The following is a 13,548-nucleotide window of genomic DNA, read 5'->3' on the forward strand; positions in this document are numbered from 1 at the left end:
AATGGTTAGGGACACTAACAAACATTATAAATTTGATTGGATTACTATTATCCTCTTTCTGTTACTGGTTGGATTTGGTTGGTTAAATATCCTATCTGCTTCTCATACGGAGGGTCATATTGATTATTTTACATTCTCAGAACCTTATGGCAAACAATCGATATTTATACTACTTACCTTTTGTATCATTATTGTTATATTAGGTATTGAAGCCAAGTTTTATGAACGCTTTTCAAGTGTTATATATATAGTATCCATATTATTCCTTGTTGGTCTTTTTATCTTCGGAAAAAATGTAAACGGTGCAACATCATGGTATGCCATAGGTTCCATGACACTTCAACCTAGCGAATTTGCTAAAACTGCCACTGCACTCGCCGTAGCAAAACATATTAGTGATTTAAACACAAATATTAATAGCTTTAAAGATCAAATTCAAACCTTTGTAATTATTATCATTCCAGCACTTTTAGTTTTGTTACAAAATGATACTGGTAGTACCATTGTTTATGGTGCTTTCTTTTTTGTACTGTATAGGGAAGGACTACCAAAGTACTACCTCTCTATAGGAGTGTCGGTTATCATACTATCTGTTCTAGCTTTAAAATTTGGCCCTTTAGCAAGCTCTATAATAGCTTCTATTTTTATTTTAAGTTATTATTATATAAACAGAAAAAAGATGACGTTATTTCAATCTTTATTTGTTTTATTGCTTTCTATAGGTCTGTCTTACGGTATAAAATTGTTTTACGACAGCATCTTAAAACCCCACCAACAAGACAGAATAAGCCTATGGTTACGCTTAGAGGACGACCCTGTTAAGCTTGAAGAAATGAAAAGGACATTTGCCTATAACTTAAACGAATCTGAAAAAGCAATTAGCTCAGGTGGTTTTAAGGGAAAAGGGTTTCTGGAAGGCACCAGAACGACTGGAAAGTTTGTACCCGAACAACATACCGATTATATTTTTAGCACTGTTGGTGAAGAATGGGGGTTTTTAGGCAGTTCTTTTGTGGTTATCTTATTTATTTTGCTCTTATTACGTATTCTTCATTTAGCAGAATTACAAAAATCGCAATTTAGTAGGGTGTATGGTTATGGAGTCGCCTCTATTATATTTATTCATTTTCTAATCAATATTGGCATGGTCATGGGACTCATTCCAACCATAGGTATTCCCCTGCCACTATTCAGTTATGGTGGATCTGGTCTTTGGGCGTTTACTATTCTAATTTTTATCTTTATTAAATTAGATTCTAATAAAATTAATGAGTGGTAGTCGATAAATATTGGTTGTTGGTTGCTGGTTGCTGGTTGTTGGTTGTTGGTTACTTAATTTCCAGTTTTTCGGCAAAATAATCGCAAAAATCTTTCATAGTAGCGGTCATTTTTTCATCTTGGGTCGCTCTATTAAAAGTATCGCTCATAGCCACTAATGTTTGGTGAAAAAACACTTTCATTTCATCAACTGGCATATCTTTCGTCCATAGATCAATACGGAGTGTTTCTTGTGCTTTAGAATCCCAAACAGCAAGCATCATAGCTTTTGCCTCTTCATTTGTTATACCCCCATCCTGCGCAGTCCAATGTAGTTTTTCAGGGACCCTATTCGCATCCAGTTCAACATTCAATTCTATTTTAGACGTTATTTTATCTGACATTATTTACGTGGTTTAAACTTTGAATTATTAAAAATATCTTCGGTACTTGTTATTAACATATCCTTTAAAGTCACATCGTTTTGTTCCATATAGGCTTTTACAATTTGCCAACCTATGTATTGACCTAAACGACCTGGAGAATCGGTATCGATCTCTTCCAAATAAAACTTAGAAAACGGTGCAGGATTTATAAACCTACCAAGTAATTTAGAATCTGTACTAAACAACAGCTCTCTTTCTACAAAATAACGCCAAATATAACTTTCGTTTGCAATAGCCCAATCCAATTGTCCTTTTGTATACCCAATACGCTCTGCCTCTGTTTTAAAAGGGATAACTACATCCTTAAAATAGAGCTGTTTTCCAAAATATATCATTTCGTCCAACAAGGTTTTATGTTGACCTTGGAATATATATTTTTTAGCATAGGCCTCTGCTAAATCAACTGTTATTTGTTCTTTCTTTAAATTTTTGCTTATATATTTTGGAATACCTCCATAAAACTCATGTTCGCTTCCTAAATATGCGTCCAGGGCTAATATGGCGATGGTATCTGTAATTATGACTCTATTTCTGTAATCTACATCACTGGTTGTAGTAATAACTCTTGGAGGATCGAATTCAGGAAAATAATATTTTAAATGATTAAATAAAGATTTTATCTCTAACGCCGTTTCATCAAAATCCTTAAATTCGTTTTTAACAGCTTCAAATAATTGTACTTGTAATGTATCTGCAATTTTAGCGATCCAAAACGAGTCTTTGTATTTTTCAGAAAACATAAAAGGATAAGCTTTCTTTAGTTTTGGCAAGTTTTCTGGAATGGTTTTAGCAAATAATAAATCAAAACGCTCTATCTTAATGTCTATATTTATATTAGCTATCTCTGTTTCTAAGGTGTTCTCATCTTTACAAGAAATAGTAATCATTAAAATTATTAAGCACAACAATAAATTCTTCATATAAAACTTAAACAGTATAAACTTTTATTAATTAGGTGATTCTTTTATTTTTGTCTGCAAAGGTACTATTCTTATATCAATTTGATTATGAAATAACACATAAGAAACGACGTTGCTTTTTCATTTTATAATGCTACGGTTAATTTTCATAGCATTAGTTATACAAATCTATAAGTAAAAAATAAAATGAAAAATGACCAAGTTTGTTTAAGCTATTTTATAATTTAATGGATATTAAATTTAAATTCATTCAATATGCAAACAGAAAAAGTTGTAGATTATATAGTTAACTGGTTAAAGGATTATGCAACAAATGCTGGTGTTAATGGTTTTGTAATTGGTATTTCTGGCGGTATTGATTCTGCCGTTACTTCTACTTTATGTGCTAAAACAGGCTTAAATGTACTATGTATAGAAATGCCTATTCACCAGGCCGAAAGCCATGTAACCAGAGCGCAAGAACACATTTCACTTTTAAAGAAACGATTTGATAATGTAAGTGATACACGCACCAACTTAACACCTGTTTTTGAAGAATTTAAAACCGAAGTATTCTTTGATGGCGACCAAGCCACTGTAGATATGGCTTTAGCCAATACGCGAGCGCGATTGCGTATGACCACACTTTACTATTATGCAGGACTTTACAAATTATTAGTAGCTGGAACAGGTAATAAAGTAGAAGATTTTGGTGTTGGTTTTTACACAAAATATGGTGATGGAGGGGTCGATTTAAGCCCAATTGCCGATTTATTAAAGTCTGAAGTATACAAATTAGGAACCTATTTACAAGTTCCCGATTCTATCATACAAGCCACTCCAAGTGATGGTTTATTTGGTGATACCAGAAGTGACGAAGACCAAATAGGAGCCTCCTACCCAGAGCTCGAATGGGCAATGAAAATGCATGATGCGGGCAAAAGCATCCACGATTTTTCTGATAGAGAATTAGAAGTTTTTAAAATTTATAAACGCTTTAATAATGCTAACAAACATAAGATGATTCCCATACCAATCTGCAATATTCCCAACATTTTGTTGTAGGAATTGTAGATTACTCAAAAATTCATTACATTTGCTGCAAGCTTACTCTCTCAATTATAATACCATTCTAACTAAATATTATAAAAGCTTTACATTATGATTAAATTATTAATAGCGGACAACCACCCAATTACAAGAAAAGGGTTAGAAGTCCTTTTTTCTGCCTCTCCAAACATAAAAATTGTAGGAAGCGTAAACGATGGCGAAGCCATCTTAGAATTCATTAAAAAGAATCCCGTAGACATTATTTTAACCGAAACCGATTTCCCTAAATTAAATGGGCTAACTGTTTTGCGTTATTTAAAAAATGACTATCCGGATATTAAAACCATTATTTTTAGTGGCCAACCAGAAGAAGTTTATGCCATAAACGCCATTAAAGCTGGCGCATCTGGGTATTTAAACAAATCTGTTAATGTTATAAGCATTAATGAGGCTATACTAAAAGTGCATGATGGAGGGATTCATTTAAGCAATGAGTTAACTCAGCAGCTAGCATTTGGCAATAGAGTCAATAAAAGTGGTACTTTTTACAAAAAACTATCAACTAGAGAAGCAGAAGTTTTAAAACTTTTAACTGTTGGTAGAAAGAATAAAGAGATATCTAAGGAACTTGATATTAACGAGAAAACAGTTAGTACTTACAAAGCAAGATTAATGCGAAAGTTGAAAGTTACTAATTTAGTTGACTTAGTGAATCAAGCTAAGCTTAGCCAACAACTATAATACCCGGTTTAATTTCCTAGAGAGTAGCATTTTTAAGCCTGAATAGTCTTTGACTTCTTCCAGAATATTTCTATTTACATCGTTTTTGCTTTGTAATGTTTCTTGTTGAAATTCCTTTACTTTTTGGTCTATTAAAAAACATCTTAAACTTAAAATAGTTTCACTAACTAATTGTGCGACACTTTGTATTTTTTCTTTTGGAAAAATATTCATGCGTTTCCAGTCATCTAATGTGTAACGCTCATCTTCCATTAAAATGGTTGTGATTTCATTAGATGTTTGGTTATCGACAGTGTTTATATAGGATTTTAGTTCAAAATCCGGATTTTGGTTTAGTGCATCTATGATACTATAATACAGAGTTTTAAACTGTGTATTAGAAAATTCCATTTCATCATCCTGAAGGTCTAGAAATATTTTTTCGAAGACCTTCGATTGATGAATTACAGGCTCTAAAACCAATTCACCTTTATCATTCTCTTTTAAAACTAGATCTTCAAAGTCTTCTACTTTGTTTCCATAAAGCAATAGAACTTCAATGATTTTTCGTTCCAAAACATACTGCACATCAACCTTTTCCACAGGTTGCTCGTGTTTGATAACCTCAAACGCTTTCTGATTTTTTTTAAACTGCCTATTATCTTCCTGAAATTCCTTTTTATTAATTTGGGCCAGGGTGCTAAACAAAACTTCTTCGCTAATATCCATTATTCTGGCACATTCCTGAATATAGATTTCTTTTTTAATACGATCCGGAATTTTAGAAATACTATTTACAATATCTCTAACGGTGTCTGCTTTCTTAATAGGATCATTCTTCGATTCTTCAAATAAAACCGACGCTTTAAATTGAATAAAATCTTTTGCATTTTCGTTCAAATACAGTGTAAGCTCTTCCCGTGTGTTTTGTTTTGCAAAACTATCGGGGTCTTCCCCTTCTGGGAAGGTACAAACTTTCACATTCATTCCCTGCTCCAAAATAAGATCAATACCTCGTAACGAAGCGCGCATGCCAGCAGCATCACCATCAAAAAGTACCGTGATATTCTTTGTTAGCCTATTTACAAGCCTAATTTGCTCTGATGTTAAAGCCGTTCCAGATGAAGATACGACATTTTCCACGCCCGCTTGGTAAAATTGAATAACATCTGTATACCCTTCAACTAAATAACAATTGTCCTCTTTAGCAATACTCTGCTTTGCATGATATATACCATATAGCACATTACTTTTATGGTAAATATCACTTTCTGGAGAATTTACGTATTTAGCTGCCTTTTTATCATTCGTTAAGATACGCCCTCCAAAGCCCAACACACGACCGCTCATACTTTTAATAGGAAACATAACACGGCCTTTAAACCTGTCAAAACGCTTGTCTTCTTTTACAATGGTAAGCCCTGTTTTTTGTAAATAATCAATATTGTAGCCCTGTTTTAAAGCTTCATCCGTAAAGGCTTGCCATTCGTCAAGCGAGTAGCCCAAATCAAATTTTTCTATGGTTTCCTGAGTAAATCCACGTTCTTTAAAATAGCTCAATCCAATCGATTTCCCCTGATCGGTTTTTTGGAGTATTTTTTGAAAATACGTATTTGCAAACTCACTCACTAAATATAAACTTTCGCGTTCGTTTGCTTGTTCTTTCTGTTCGTTGGACTGTTCGGTTTCCTCTACTTCTATATTATATTTTTTAGCGAGGTATTTAATGGCCTCAGGATAGGTAAAATGCTCATGTTCCATTAAAAATGATACCGCAGTACCGCCCTTGCCCGTAGAAAAATCTTTCCAGATTTGTTTTACGGGCGACACCATAAAACTAGGGGAACGCTCATCACTAAAAGGGCTTAAACCTTTAAAATTACTTCCCGCTTTTTTAAGGTTTACAAAATCGCCAATAACCTCCTCTACACGAGTCGCATCAAATACCTGATCTATGGTTGTTGCTGATATCAAAGTGTCTGTCATACCTGTGAAAACAGGTATCTTTTTAAATTAAACTAAAATGGATTTCTGCCCCCTAACGGAACGACAGTGTAAAAGTAATATAAACTATTGATATTAGAAACCCAATATTTTTTTGAGTTTACAAGAAAATCAAACTAATTTTGTTATGTGATACCAGTTCTGGTTTAAATTTAACAAACACGTCATAGCACATTGATCACTAACATTTATGGAAACCAAATTATTAGAGATTTCACCAGTAATGCCAAGTCAAAATATTGATCGAGATATTGAATGGTACGAAAAGTATGTTGGATTTCAAGTTACACATAAAGACAAAATGTATGCTGTATTAAGGAGAAAAAATCTTTTCATTCACTTACAATGGCATGCAGACACAAAAGAAGACCCATTGCTTGGTGGTTCAGTTATAAAAATATTTGTAAAGAATTTAGAGCCGATCTTTAAAGAATTTGTGGAAAGAGGCACTATAAAACCTGAAAAACTGCGGCTAAATACTGATTGGAAAACAAATGAATTTGGCTTTTATGATTTAAACAATAATTCGATTTTTATAGTCGAAGATATATAAAACAGGATCGACAGTAGCATTGAATTTTAACAGACGAACATTTAAGTTTTACCAAGATCACAGCCGAAGCCTTTAAACAAGCTCTTTAAAAGTAAAACCCAAAAGTGCCTGTAACACCAAATTTTCTAGCATCTGGATTTTTAATTTCGTCTAAATAATTGCCTCTAAAGTTAAAGTCTATTCTAAATACCTTAAAGATATTGCCAACGCCCAAACTGTATTCGTAATACATTTTATCCGACGGTGCCACCAAAGGAATTGAGTTAGGATTACTTGTAGTATTTAATAAAATATTTTCATCCGAAATCTCTCCCCAAACACCGCGTATACTCACAATTTCACGAAGATTAAACTTTCTTAAAAAAGGAATTCTTGAAAATAAACGTCCGTTAAAATTATGCTCTAAATGCAATGAGGTATAAGTATCGGACACAAACTCATAAAAGTCCAATTGGGAAAAGGTATTATAAATAGAAAAATAAGATTGATTCCCCGGTATAACACTTAACAGCCCAAGTGGTACTTCTCCAAAAGTTTTCCCGGCTTCTACAGTTGCGGTTAATCTACCAAAACCACCAACTTGCCATGGTTGGATATACGACAACTGCACTTTTGTATAGTCGAAATCACTATCAAACAATCCTTTTTCACCACGACTTACCTGTGCAAATATGCGTGCAAAACCATCATTGGCAACACGACGTTCCACACCAAAACCGGTCATTTTTCGTTTTGGAAAGATAGACATGGATAATGAGGTCTCAAACTGCTTAATTTCGGAGGCTACGCCTGTTGGTGTATTATAATCTAAACTAAAGGTGGGCGATGCAGATTCTAAGGTCCTGTAATTTGCGCCCACTCTAAAAATAACATTGCGCCACGGTTCTGCTTCAATAGCCAAACTGGTTAAGTTTATAGCCGTTAATTTATCATTGGTACTTGTCCCAACCACCGATGAAGAGGCCAGGCTCCTTCCCAACACATCTGTAGATGTTGTTAAGCTCGCTCCTATTTGCTCCACATCTCGGCGATTACCCCCAGAAATAATAAGCCTGCTTTTTTTATCCAACAACCATTTCCCGGAAATACCGTATTTAAATTTATCATCCCTAAAACCATAAGCCATAAACCCTTCTAACCGCCAAAGGTCATTTCTTCCAAAATAAGTACGTCCGCCCACCCTTAAGCGCAATCCCTCCACTTCATTGAATCCAAAGGTTGAAAAAATAGGACCATAATCTAAAGGCCAGGTATTAAACTCAATATAGCCAGATGCTAAAATACTTCCTAAATTATAAAGTTGCTTAAATTTCTTAACGGTTTTTAAAGTATCGAGCATTTTATAAACACCTTGTTCATCTTTATTTAATGCTTCTAAACGATTCTCAGCCCAAAAGGCATCTCCCCTATCATAAACATCTTTATCGTAGTTATAAACTTCCTGGTCATAGAACTTTTTGTCCAGTTCTTTATCGAACTCATAATTATCATATAATGTGGTACGCTTACCGTATACGCCCCTCGATTTTTCTTTTTTGTTCAAAGCAAAATCAGACATCATATAATCACGTTTCACAAGAAACAAAGAATCATTTAGTACTTCAAACTCTTGCTCTATATAAATCTCTTTTACCCAGTTTATATTAGCACTTTTTGAGGCTTGTAAATTAATCTCTTTAATAGCATACGTCGTATCTGCTACCCAAAAATCACCTTTAAAAGTGAGTTCATTTTTTCGTCTTGGGTAATAAATAACATTGTAACACCATTTGTTATCTATAAAAGCACTGTCCGACAACACATAATTATAAGTACTGATTCCTGTTTTAGACAAAGGGCTTACAAAACTTTTGTCGAAAAACTTTAGGTAATTATCATATACATTGTAATCGGAATACAAATCATTGACAAAATCGATCACAATTTGATTATCACTAAACCCAGAATTTTTATTTCCTTTTAAAACTTCCTTCTTTTTATTAATAACGTTATCTCCGTAAACTCTTGAAGCCGCTTCGTTTATAAACATGGGTAAATATGTTTTACCCGTTACGCGAGAGGTATCAACTTCTTCAAAAACAAACTCCATACCCCTAAAAAGTCGACTTTTTATGAGTGCACTATCTATGGTATTAATATCGAATTCTACCTTTTCGTATTTATCGTATTCGTACTGTTTATAAAGGTTTAAGCCATTTTTACGTTTATGTGCCCATATTTTTCTAAGCAGGTCAATAGCTGGATTATTCTTTTTTGATTGTTTTCCAGTCGTGATAACAATTTGATCTAATTGTGCATTCTCTTCTTTAAGTGTAAACTTTAAATTATAATTCACCTTTTTATCTAAAGGGATAGTTAACAGTTCATAACCGATAAAGGATACGGTTAGCGCCCCCCAGGTTTCATCAGATTCTAAATAGAACTTTCCATTTTCGTCTGTTATGGTTCCAATGGTAGAACCTTTAAATATAACATTTGCAAAGGATACAGGCTGATCAAACTCGTCGAATACATAACCACTAGCTTTAGTTTGAGCTATTATAGAGGTTATTCCGAAGAAAAAAAAGGCAATAAGTAGTCTTATATTCATAGTACAAAAAAACTTCATCAACTATCGTGCTAATGAAGTTTCTATAACGTAAAAAGTTTTAATTTATTTGTATAATACTTTTTTTACCGCTTTAATAACATCGTCACTATTTGGCAACCATTCTGCTAATAAAACAGGTGAATATGGTGCCGGTGTATCTGCAGTATTAATTTTTACAATAGGAGCATCTAAATAGTCAAACGCTTCACTTTGTACCAAATATGTAATTTCGGTAGCCACATTACCAAAAGGCCATGCTTCTTCTAATACCACAAGTCTGTTGGTTTTCTTTACAGATTCTACGATAGCTTTTCTATCCATAGGACGTACCGTACGTAAATCGATAATTTCACAAGAAATGCCTTCCTTTTCCAATTCATCAGCGGCTTTAAAAGCTTCTTTTATTATCTTTCCGAAAGACACAATCGTAACATCCGTTCCTTCGCGTTTAATATCTGCAACGCCTAAAGGCAATATATATTCGCCTTCTGGTACTTCACCCTTGTCACCATACATCTGCTCACTTTCCATAAAAATAACCGGATCATCGTCACGAATCGCTGCTTTTAACAACCCTTTTGCATCATAGGGGTTAGATGGCACGACTACTTTTAATCCAGGTGTGTTAGCAAACCAATTTTCAAATGCCTGCGAGTGCGTTGCTCCTAACTGACCTGCAGAAGCTGTAGGCCCACGAAACACAATTGGGCATTTAAATTGACCTCCAGACATCTGCCTAATTTTTGCAGCATTATTTATAATTTGATCAATTCCAACTAAAGAGAAATTAAACGTCATATACTCAACAATCGGTCGGTTCCCTGTCATGGTAGAACCAATAGCAACCCCTGCAAAACCAAGTTCTGCAATGGGCGTATCAATAACACGCTTAGCTCCAAATTCATCCAACATGCCTTTTGACGCTTTATAAGCACCATTATATTCTGCTACTTCTTCACCCATTAAATAAATGCTTTCATCTCTGCGCATTTCTTCGCTCATGGCTTCACATATAGCCTCTCTAAATTGAATTGTCTTCATTAATCTAATTTTAATTCGAGTTGCAAAAATAGGAATTATTGATTATAATTTTACATAAAAACCAATAGTAAAATGATCCACTAAAAAAAATTATCCTTTTTAAGGAAATTATACACAGCCAATGAAGATTTGTTTCCTTAAATTAATTCTATTTTTTTTATTTATTCCTCAGCAAACCAGTCATAGATTTATTAATATTTTAAAGAAACATTCATAATCATGGGCTTTTTGATAATTATTTCGATTATTTACTATGCATGCATAGTAAATAATCGAAATAAAATAATTACCTTCGTAATCTCAAAATTTTGTTAAAAACCGCAATATTTAAATGGTTGTTTTTCAACTAATAATTGCAAAAATTAACGAACTAAGTTAAATAAAAAACGAAACGATTAAATTGTTATAATATGAAAATATTAGTGTGCATTAGTCATGTTCCTGATACAACTTCTAAAATTAATTTCAGTGAAGGTGACACCAAATTTGATACCAATGGTGTACAATTTGTAATAAACCCAAACGATGAATTTGGTTTAACCCGCGCTATGTGGTTTAAAGAAAAACAAGGCGCTCATGTGACCGTTGTAAATGTCGGGGGACCAGAAACAGAACCTACCCTTCGTAAAGCTTTGGCCATTGGTGCCGATGCTGCCATTAGAGTGAATACGGCTGCTTCTGATGGTTTTTCAGTAGCAAAACAATTAGCGAATGTTGTTAAAGATGGCGCCTATGATCTAGTTATTGCCGGTCGTGAGTCTATCGATTATAATGGCGGTATGGTTCCTGGTATGATTGCAGGGTTAACCAACGCAAATTTTGTAAATAATTGCATTGGCTTAGAGGTAGATGGCACTTCTGCAAAAGCTGTAAGAGAGATAGATGGCGGAAAAGAAACAGTCTCTACGGCCCTTCCATTAGTTATTGGCGGACAAAAAGGATTGGTTGAAGAAAGCGATCTAAGAATCCCAAATATGAGAGGGATTATGATGGCGCGTCAAAAACCTTTAACCGTTGTGGATCCCATTGATGCCAGTGCCGAAACGACTTCTGTTAAATTTGAAAAACCGGCTCCTAAAGGTGCCGTGAAATTGGTTTCGGCAGATCATTTGGACGAATTGGTAAATTTACTTCATAACGAAGCTAAAGTTATTTAATCGCAGATTAAATAATTCCGAATTTATTTCGGAATCTTAACAACACAAGCGTAAAATTAATAAGGCCCTGAACCAAGTCCAGGGTGAGGAAAAATAAATTTTTTATGTCAGTTTTAGTATATACAGAATCAGAGCAAGGCACCTTTAAAAAAGCAGCTTTAGAAGTAGCTTCTTATGCCAAGGCAGTAGCCAATCAATTAGGAACAACCGTTACGGCCATTACTATAAATGTAGATAATGCTTCAGAATTAGGGAACTATGGTGTCGATAAAGTTTTAAATGTATCCAATGCACAACTACAAACCTTTAACGCTAATGGTTATGCAGAAGCTATTAAACAAGCAGCAGAAAAAGAAGCAGCAAAAGTCGTGGTGGTGAGCTCTAGTGCCAATAGTAAATATTTAGCACCCCTTTTAGCCGTGGGTTTAAATGCAGGGTATGCCTCTAATGTTATTGAAGCACCAGCAAGCACATCTCCTTTTACGGTTAAGCGTACCGCATTTACCAATAAAGCTTTCGAAATGACCCAAATCAATACCGATGTAAAGGTTATAGGTGTTTCTAATAACTCATTTGGATTGGTAGAAAATAACAGTAACGCTTCCACGGAAGACTTCTCGCCTTCAATTTCAGAATCAGGAATAAAAGTAGAATCTGTAGACAAAGCAACGGATAAAGTTACTATTGCAGATGCCGACATCGTTGTATCTGCTGGTCGCGGATTAAAAGGTCCTGAAAATTGGGGTATGATAGAAGAATTAGCAGATGTTTTAGGAGCAGCAACCGCATGCTCAAAACCTGTTTCAGATTTAGGATGGCGACCTCACAGCGAACACGTTGGGCAAACAGGGAAACCAGTAGCATCAAATTTATATATAGCCATAGGTATTTCCGGGGCCATTCAACATTTAGCTGGAATTAATGCCTCAAAAGTAAAAGTAGTCATCAACACAGATCCCGAAGCACCTTTCTTTAAAGCTGCAGATTACGGGGTTGTTGGAGATGCTTTCGAAGTCGTTCCACAACTCATAGAAAAATTAAAGGCTTTTAAGGCACAACAATAAATTATTTTTTATAAATTGTATAGTCGTATAGAACTGCTTAAATTAGCACTAAATACTTAAATCTGCCTTGGTCAGTTGGTAAAGTCCTAATTTAAACGGTTCTTTGCGTTTTTGTATAAAATTATGAGTTTAGTAAGATTAAACATAAAGGGAATATCCTATAGTCAAACCCAAAACGGTGCGTATGCCTTAATTTTAAATGAAATAGATGGCGACCGTAAACTCCCGATCGTCATTGGCGCTTTTGAAGCACAATCTATTGCCATTGCTTTGGAAAAAGAAATTAGACCTCCCAGACCATTGACACACGATTTATTTAAAAATTTCTCGGATCGTTTTGATATTGTTGTCAAACAAGTGATCATCCATAAACTAGTTGATGGGGTTTTTTATTCCAGTTTAATTTGCGAACGTGATAAAATTGAAGAAATTATAGATGCCAGAACCAGTGATGCTATTGCCTTGGCGCTTCGTTTCGACGCACCAATCTTTACTTACAAAAACATTCTTGATAAGGCCGGGATCTATTTAAAAGTGAACCCAAAGGACGAAAGCGAAAACCAAGATAGTATTCTGGTAGATGATGTCATTTCCTCCGAGTTGGAACCAGATGCACCACGTGAAAATCTTAAGGGAAAAACACTTGAAGAGCTGCATAACTTATTAGACGAAGCTGTTGCTAACGAAAACTATGAAAAAGCAGCTCATATTCGCGATGAAATCTCAAAACGGGAATAATGCCGGTTAACCCTTAAAATGGTATAAAC

Annotated in this window: 12 protein-coding genes; 7 read left to right on the forward strand and 5 right to left on the reverse strand. The window is 34.5% G+C overall.

Features of this window, described 5'->3' with window-relative positions:
• Nucleotide 1: 1 nt before the first annotated feature.
• On the forward strand, nucleotides 2-1,279 hold the full coding sequence (rodA, locus tag PQO00_RS05935) for a rod shape-determining protein RodA (protein WP_274183911.1): 1,278 nt from the start codon (nucleotides 2-4) through the stop codon (nucleotides 1,277-1,279).
• Between the two features lie 49 nt (nucleotides 1,280-1,328).
• Here the strand turns inward: rodA and gldC are convergent, their stop codons facing one another.
• Together gldC and gldB are read right to left on the reverse strand one after the other, a co-directional pair.
• Nucleotides 1,329-1,661, reverse strand: a complete 333-nt coding sequence (gene gldC / locus PQO00_RS05940) for a gliding motility protein GldC (protein WP_274183912.1) — start codon at nucleotides 1,659-1,661, stop codon at nucleotides 1,329-1,331.
• The gene (gldB, locus tag PQO00_RS05945; protein WP_274183913.1) at nucleotides 1,661-2,590 is read right to left on the reverse strand and encodes a gliding motility lipoprotein GldB; all 930 of its coding nucleotides are present in this window, start codon (nucleotides 2,588-2,590) and stop codon (nucleotides 1,661-1,663) included. Before gldB ends, gldC begins: the two co-directional genes overlap by 1 nt.
• A 288-nt stretch (nucleotides 2,591-2,878) precedes the next feature.
• Between gldB and nadE the strand changes: the two genes are divergently transcribed.
• Together nadE and PQO00_RS05955 are read left to right on the forward strand one after the other, a co-directional pair.
• Nucleotides 2,879-3,667: an NAD(+) synthase gene (gene nadE, locus PQO00_RS05950; protein WP_274183914.1), complete on the forward strand. Its 789-nt coding sequence runs from the start codon at nucleotides 2,879-2,881 to the stop codon at nucleotides 3,665-3,667.
• A gap of 96 nt (nucleotides 3,668-3,763) precedes the next feature.
• A complete protein-coding gene (locus PQO00_RS05955; protein WP_274183915.1) occupies nucleotides 3,764-4,393 on the forward strand; it encodes a response regulator transcription factor in 630 nt (209 codons plus the stop codon).
• Here the strand turns inward: PQO00_RS05955 and dnaG are convergent.
• On the reverse strand, nucleotides 4,388-6,346 hold the full coding sequence (gene dnaG / locus PQO00_RS05960; protein WP_274184000.1) for a DNA primase: 1,959 nt from the start codon (nucleotides 6,344-6,346) through the stop codon (nucleotides 4,388-4,390). The two genes, PQO00_RS05955 and dnaG, sit on opposite strands and share 6 nt — an antisense overlap.
• Nucleotides 6,347-6,566: 220 nt before the next feature.
• Here dnaG and PQO00_RS05965 point away from each other — a divergent pair, with 220 nt between their 5' ends.
• Nucleotides 6,567-6,929 carry a glyoxalase/bleomycin resistance/extradiol dioxygenase family protein gene (locus PQO00_RS05965; RefSeq protein WP_274183916.1) on the forward strand — a complete coding sequence of 121 codons (363 nt, stop codon included), beginning with the start codon at nucleotides 6,567-6,569 and terminating at the stop codon, nucleotides 6,927-6,929.
• Between the two features lie 85 nt (nucleotides 6,930-7,014).
• Here the strand turns inward: PQO00_RS05965 and PQO00_RS05970 are convergent, their stop codons facing one another.
• Complete coding sequence (locus tag PQO00_RS05970) at nucleotides 7,015-9,519, reverse strand: DUF5686 and carboxypeptidase-like regulatory domain-containing protein (RefSeq protein ID WP_274183917.1); 2,505 nt, start codon at nucleotides 9,517-9,519, stop codon at nucleotides 7,015-7,017.
• Between the two features lie 63 nt (nucleotides 9,520-9,582).
• Nucleotides 9,583-10,560 carry a pyruvate dehydrogenase complex E1 component subunit beta gene (locus PQO00_RS05975; RefSeq protein WP_274183918.1) on the reverse strand — a complete coding sequence of 326 codons (978 nt, stop codon included), beginning with the start codon at nucleotides 10,558-10,560 and terminating at the stop codon, nucleotides 9,583-9,585.
• Between the two features lie 410 nt (nucleotides 10,561-10,970).
• Here PQO00_RS05975 and PQO00_RS05980 point away from each other — a divergent pair, with 410 nt between their 5' ends.
• The 3 genes from PQO00_RS05980 (at nucleotide 10,971) to PQO00_RS05990 (ending at nucleotide 13,519) form a co-directional block, all read left to right on the forward strand.
• Nucleotides 10,971-11,717: an electron transfer flavoprotein subunit beta/FixA family protein gene (locus PQO00_RS05980; RefSeq protein ID WP_274183919.1), complete on the forward strand. Its 747-nt coding sequence runs from the start codon at nucleotides 10,971-10,973 to the stop codon at nucleotides 11,715-11,717.
• 104 nt (nucleotides 11,718-11,821) lie between these two features.
• Entirely contained in the window at nucleotides 11,822-12,781 is a 960-nt protein-coding gene (locus PQO00_RS05985; protein ID WP_274183920.1) for an electron transfer flavoprotein subunit alpha/FixB family protein, read from the forward strand.
• A 123-nt stretch (nucleotides 12,782-12,904) separates the two neighbouring features.
• Nucleotides 12,905-13,519, forward strand: a complete 615-nt coding sequence (locus PQO00_RS05990) for a bifunctional nuclease family protein (protein ID WP_274183921.1) — start codon at nucleotides 12,905-12,907, stop codon at nucleotides 13,517-13,519.
• Nucleotides 13,520-13,548 lie beyond the last annotated feature (29 nt).

The organism is Flavivirga sp. 57AJ16, from assembly GCF_028736925.1.
Lineage (GTDB): Bacteria > Bacteroidota > Bacteroidia > Flavobacteriales > Flavobacteriaceae > Flavivirga.

Excerpts from the sequence above, each read along its gene's own strand:
- rodA (WP_274183911.1), top strand. The coding sequence starts at position 2 with ATGGTTAGGGACACTAACAAACATTATAAATTTGATTGGATTACTATT.
- gldC (WP_274183912.1), bottom strand. The coding sequence starts at position 1,661 with ATGTCAGATAAAATAACGTCTAAAATAGAATTGAATGTTGAACTGGAT.
- gldB (WP_274183913.1), bottom strand. The coding sequence starts at position 2,590 with ATGATTACTATTTCTTGTAAAGATGAGAACACCTTAGAAACAGAGATA.
- nadE (WP_274183914.1), top strand. The coding sequence starts at position 2,879 with ATGCAAACAGAAAAAGTTGTAGATTATATAGTTAACTGGTTAAAGGAT.
- PQO00_RS05955 (WP_274183915.1), top strand. The coding sequence starts at position 3,764 with ATGATTAAATTATTAATAGCGGACAACCACCCAATTACAAGAAAAGGG.
- PQO00_RS05965 (WP_274183916.1), top strand. The coding sequence starts at position 6,567 with ATGGAAACCAAATTATTAGAGATTTCACCAGTAATGCCAAGTCAAAAT.
- PQO00_RS05970 (WP_274183917.1), bottom strand. The coding sequence starts at position 9,519 with ATGAATATAAGACTACTTATTGCCTTTTTTTTCTTCGGAATAACCTCT.
- PQO00_RS05975 (WP_274183918.1), bottom strand. The coding sequence starts at position 10,560 with ATGAAGACAATTCAATTTAGAGAGGCTATATGTGAAGCCATGAGCGAA.
- PQO00_RS05980 (WP_274183919.1), top strand. The coding sequence starts at position 10,971 with ATGAAAATATTAGTGTGCATTAGTCATGTTCCTGATACAACTTCTAAA.
- PQO00_RS05985 (WP_274183920.1), top strand. The coding sequence starts at position 11,822 with ATGTCAGTTTTAGTATATACAGAATCAGAGCAAGGCACCTTTAAAAAA.
- PQO00_RS05990 (WP_274183921.1), top strand. The coding sequence starts at position 12,905 with ATGAGTTTAGTAAGATTAAACATAAAGGGAATATCCTATAGTCAAACC.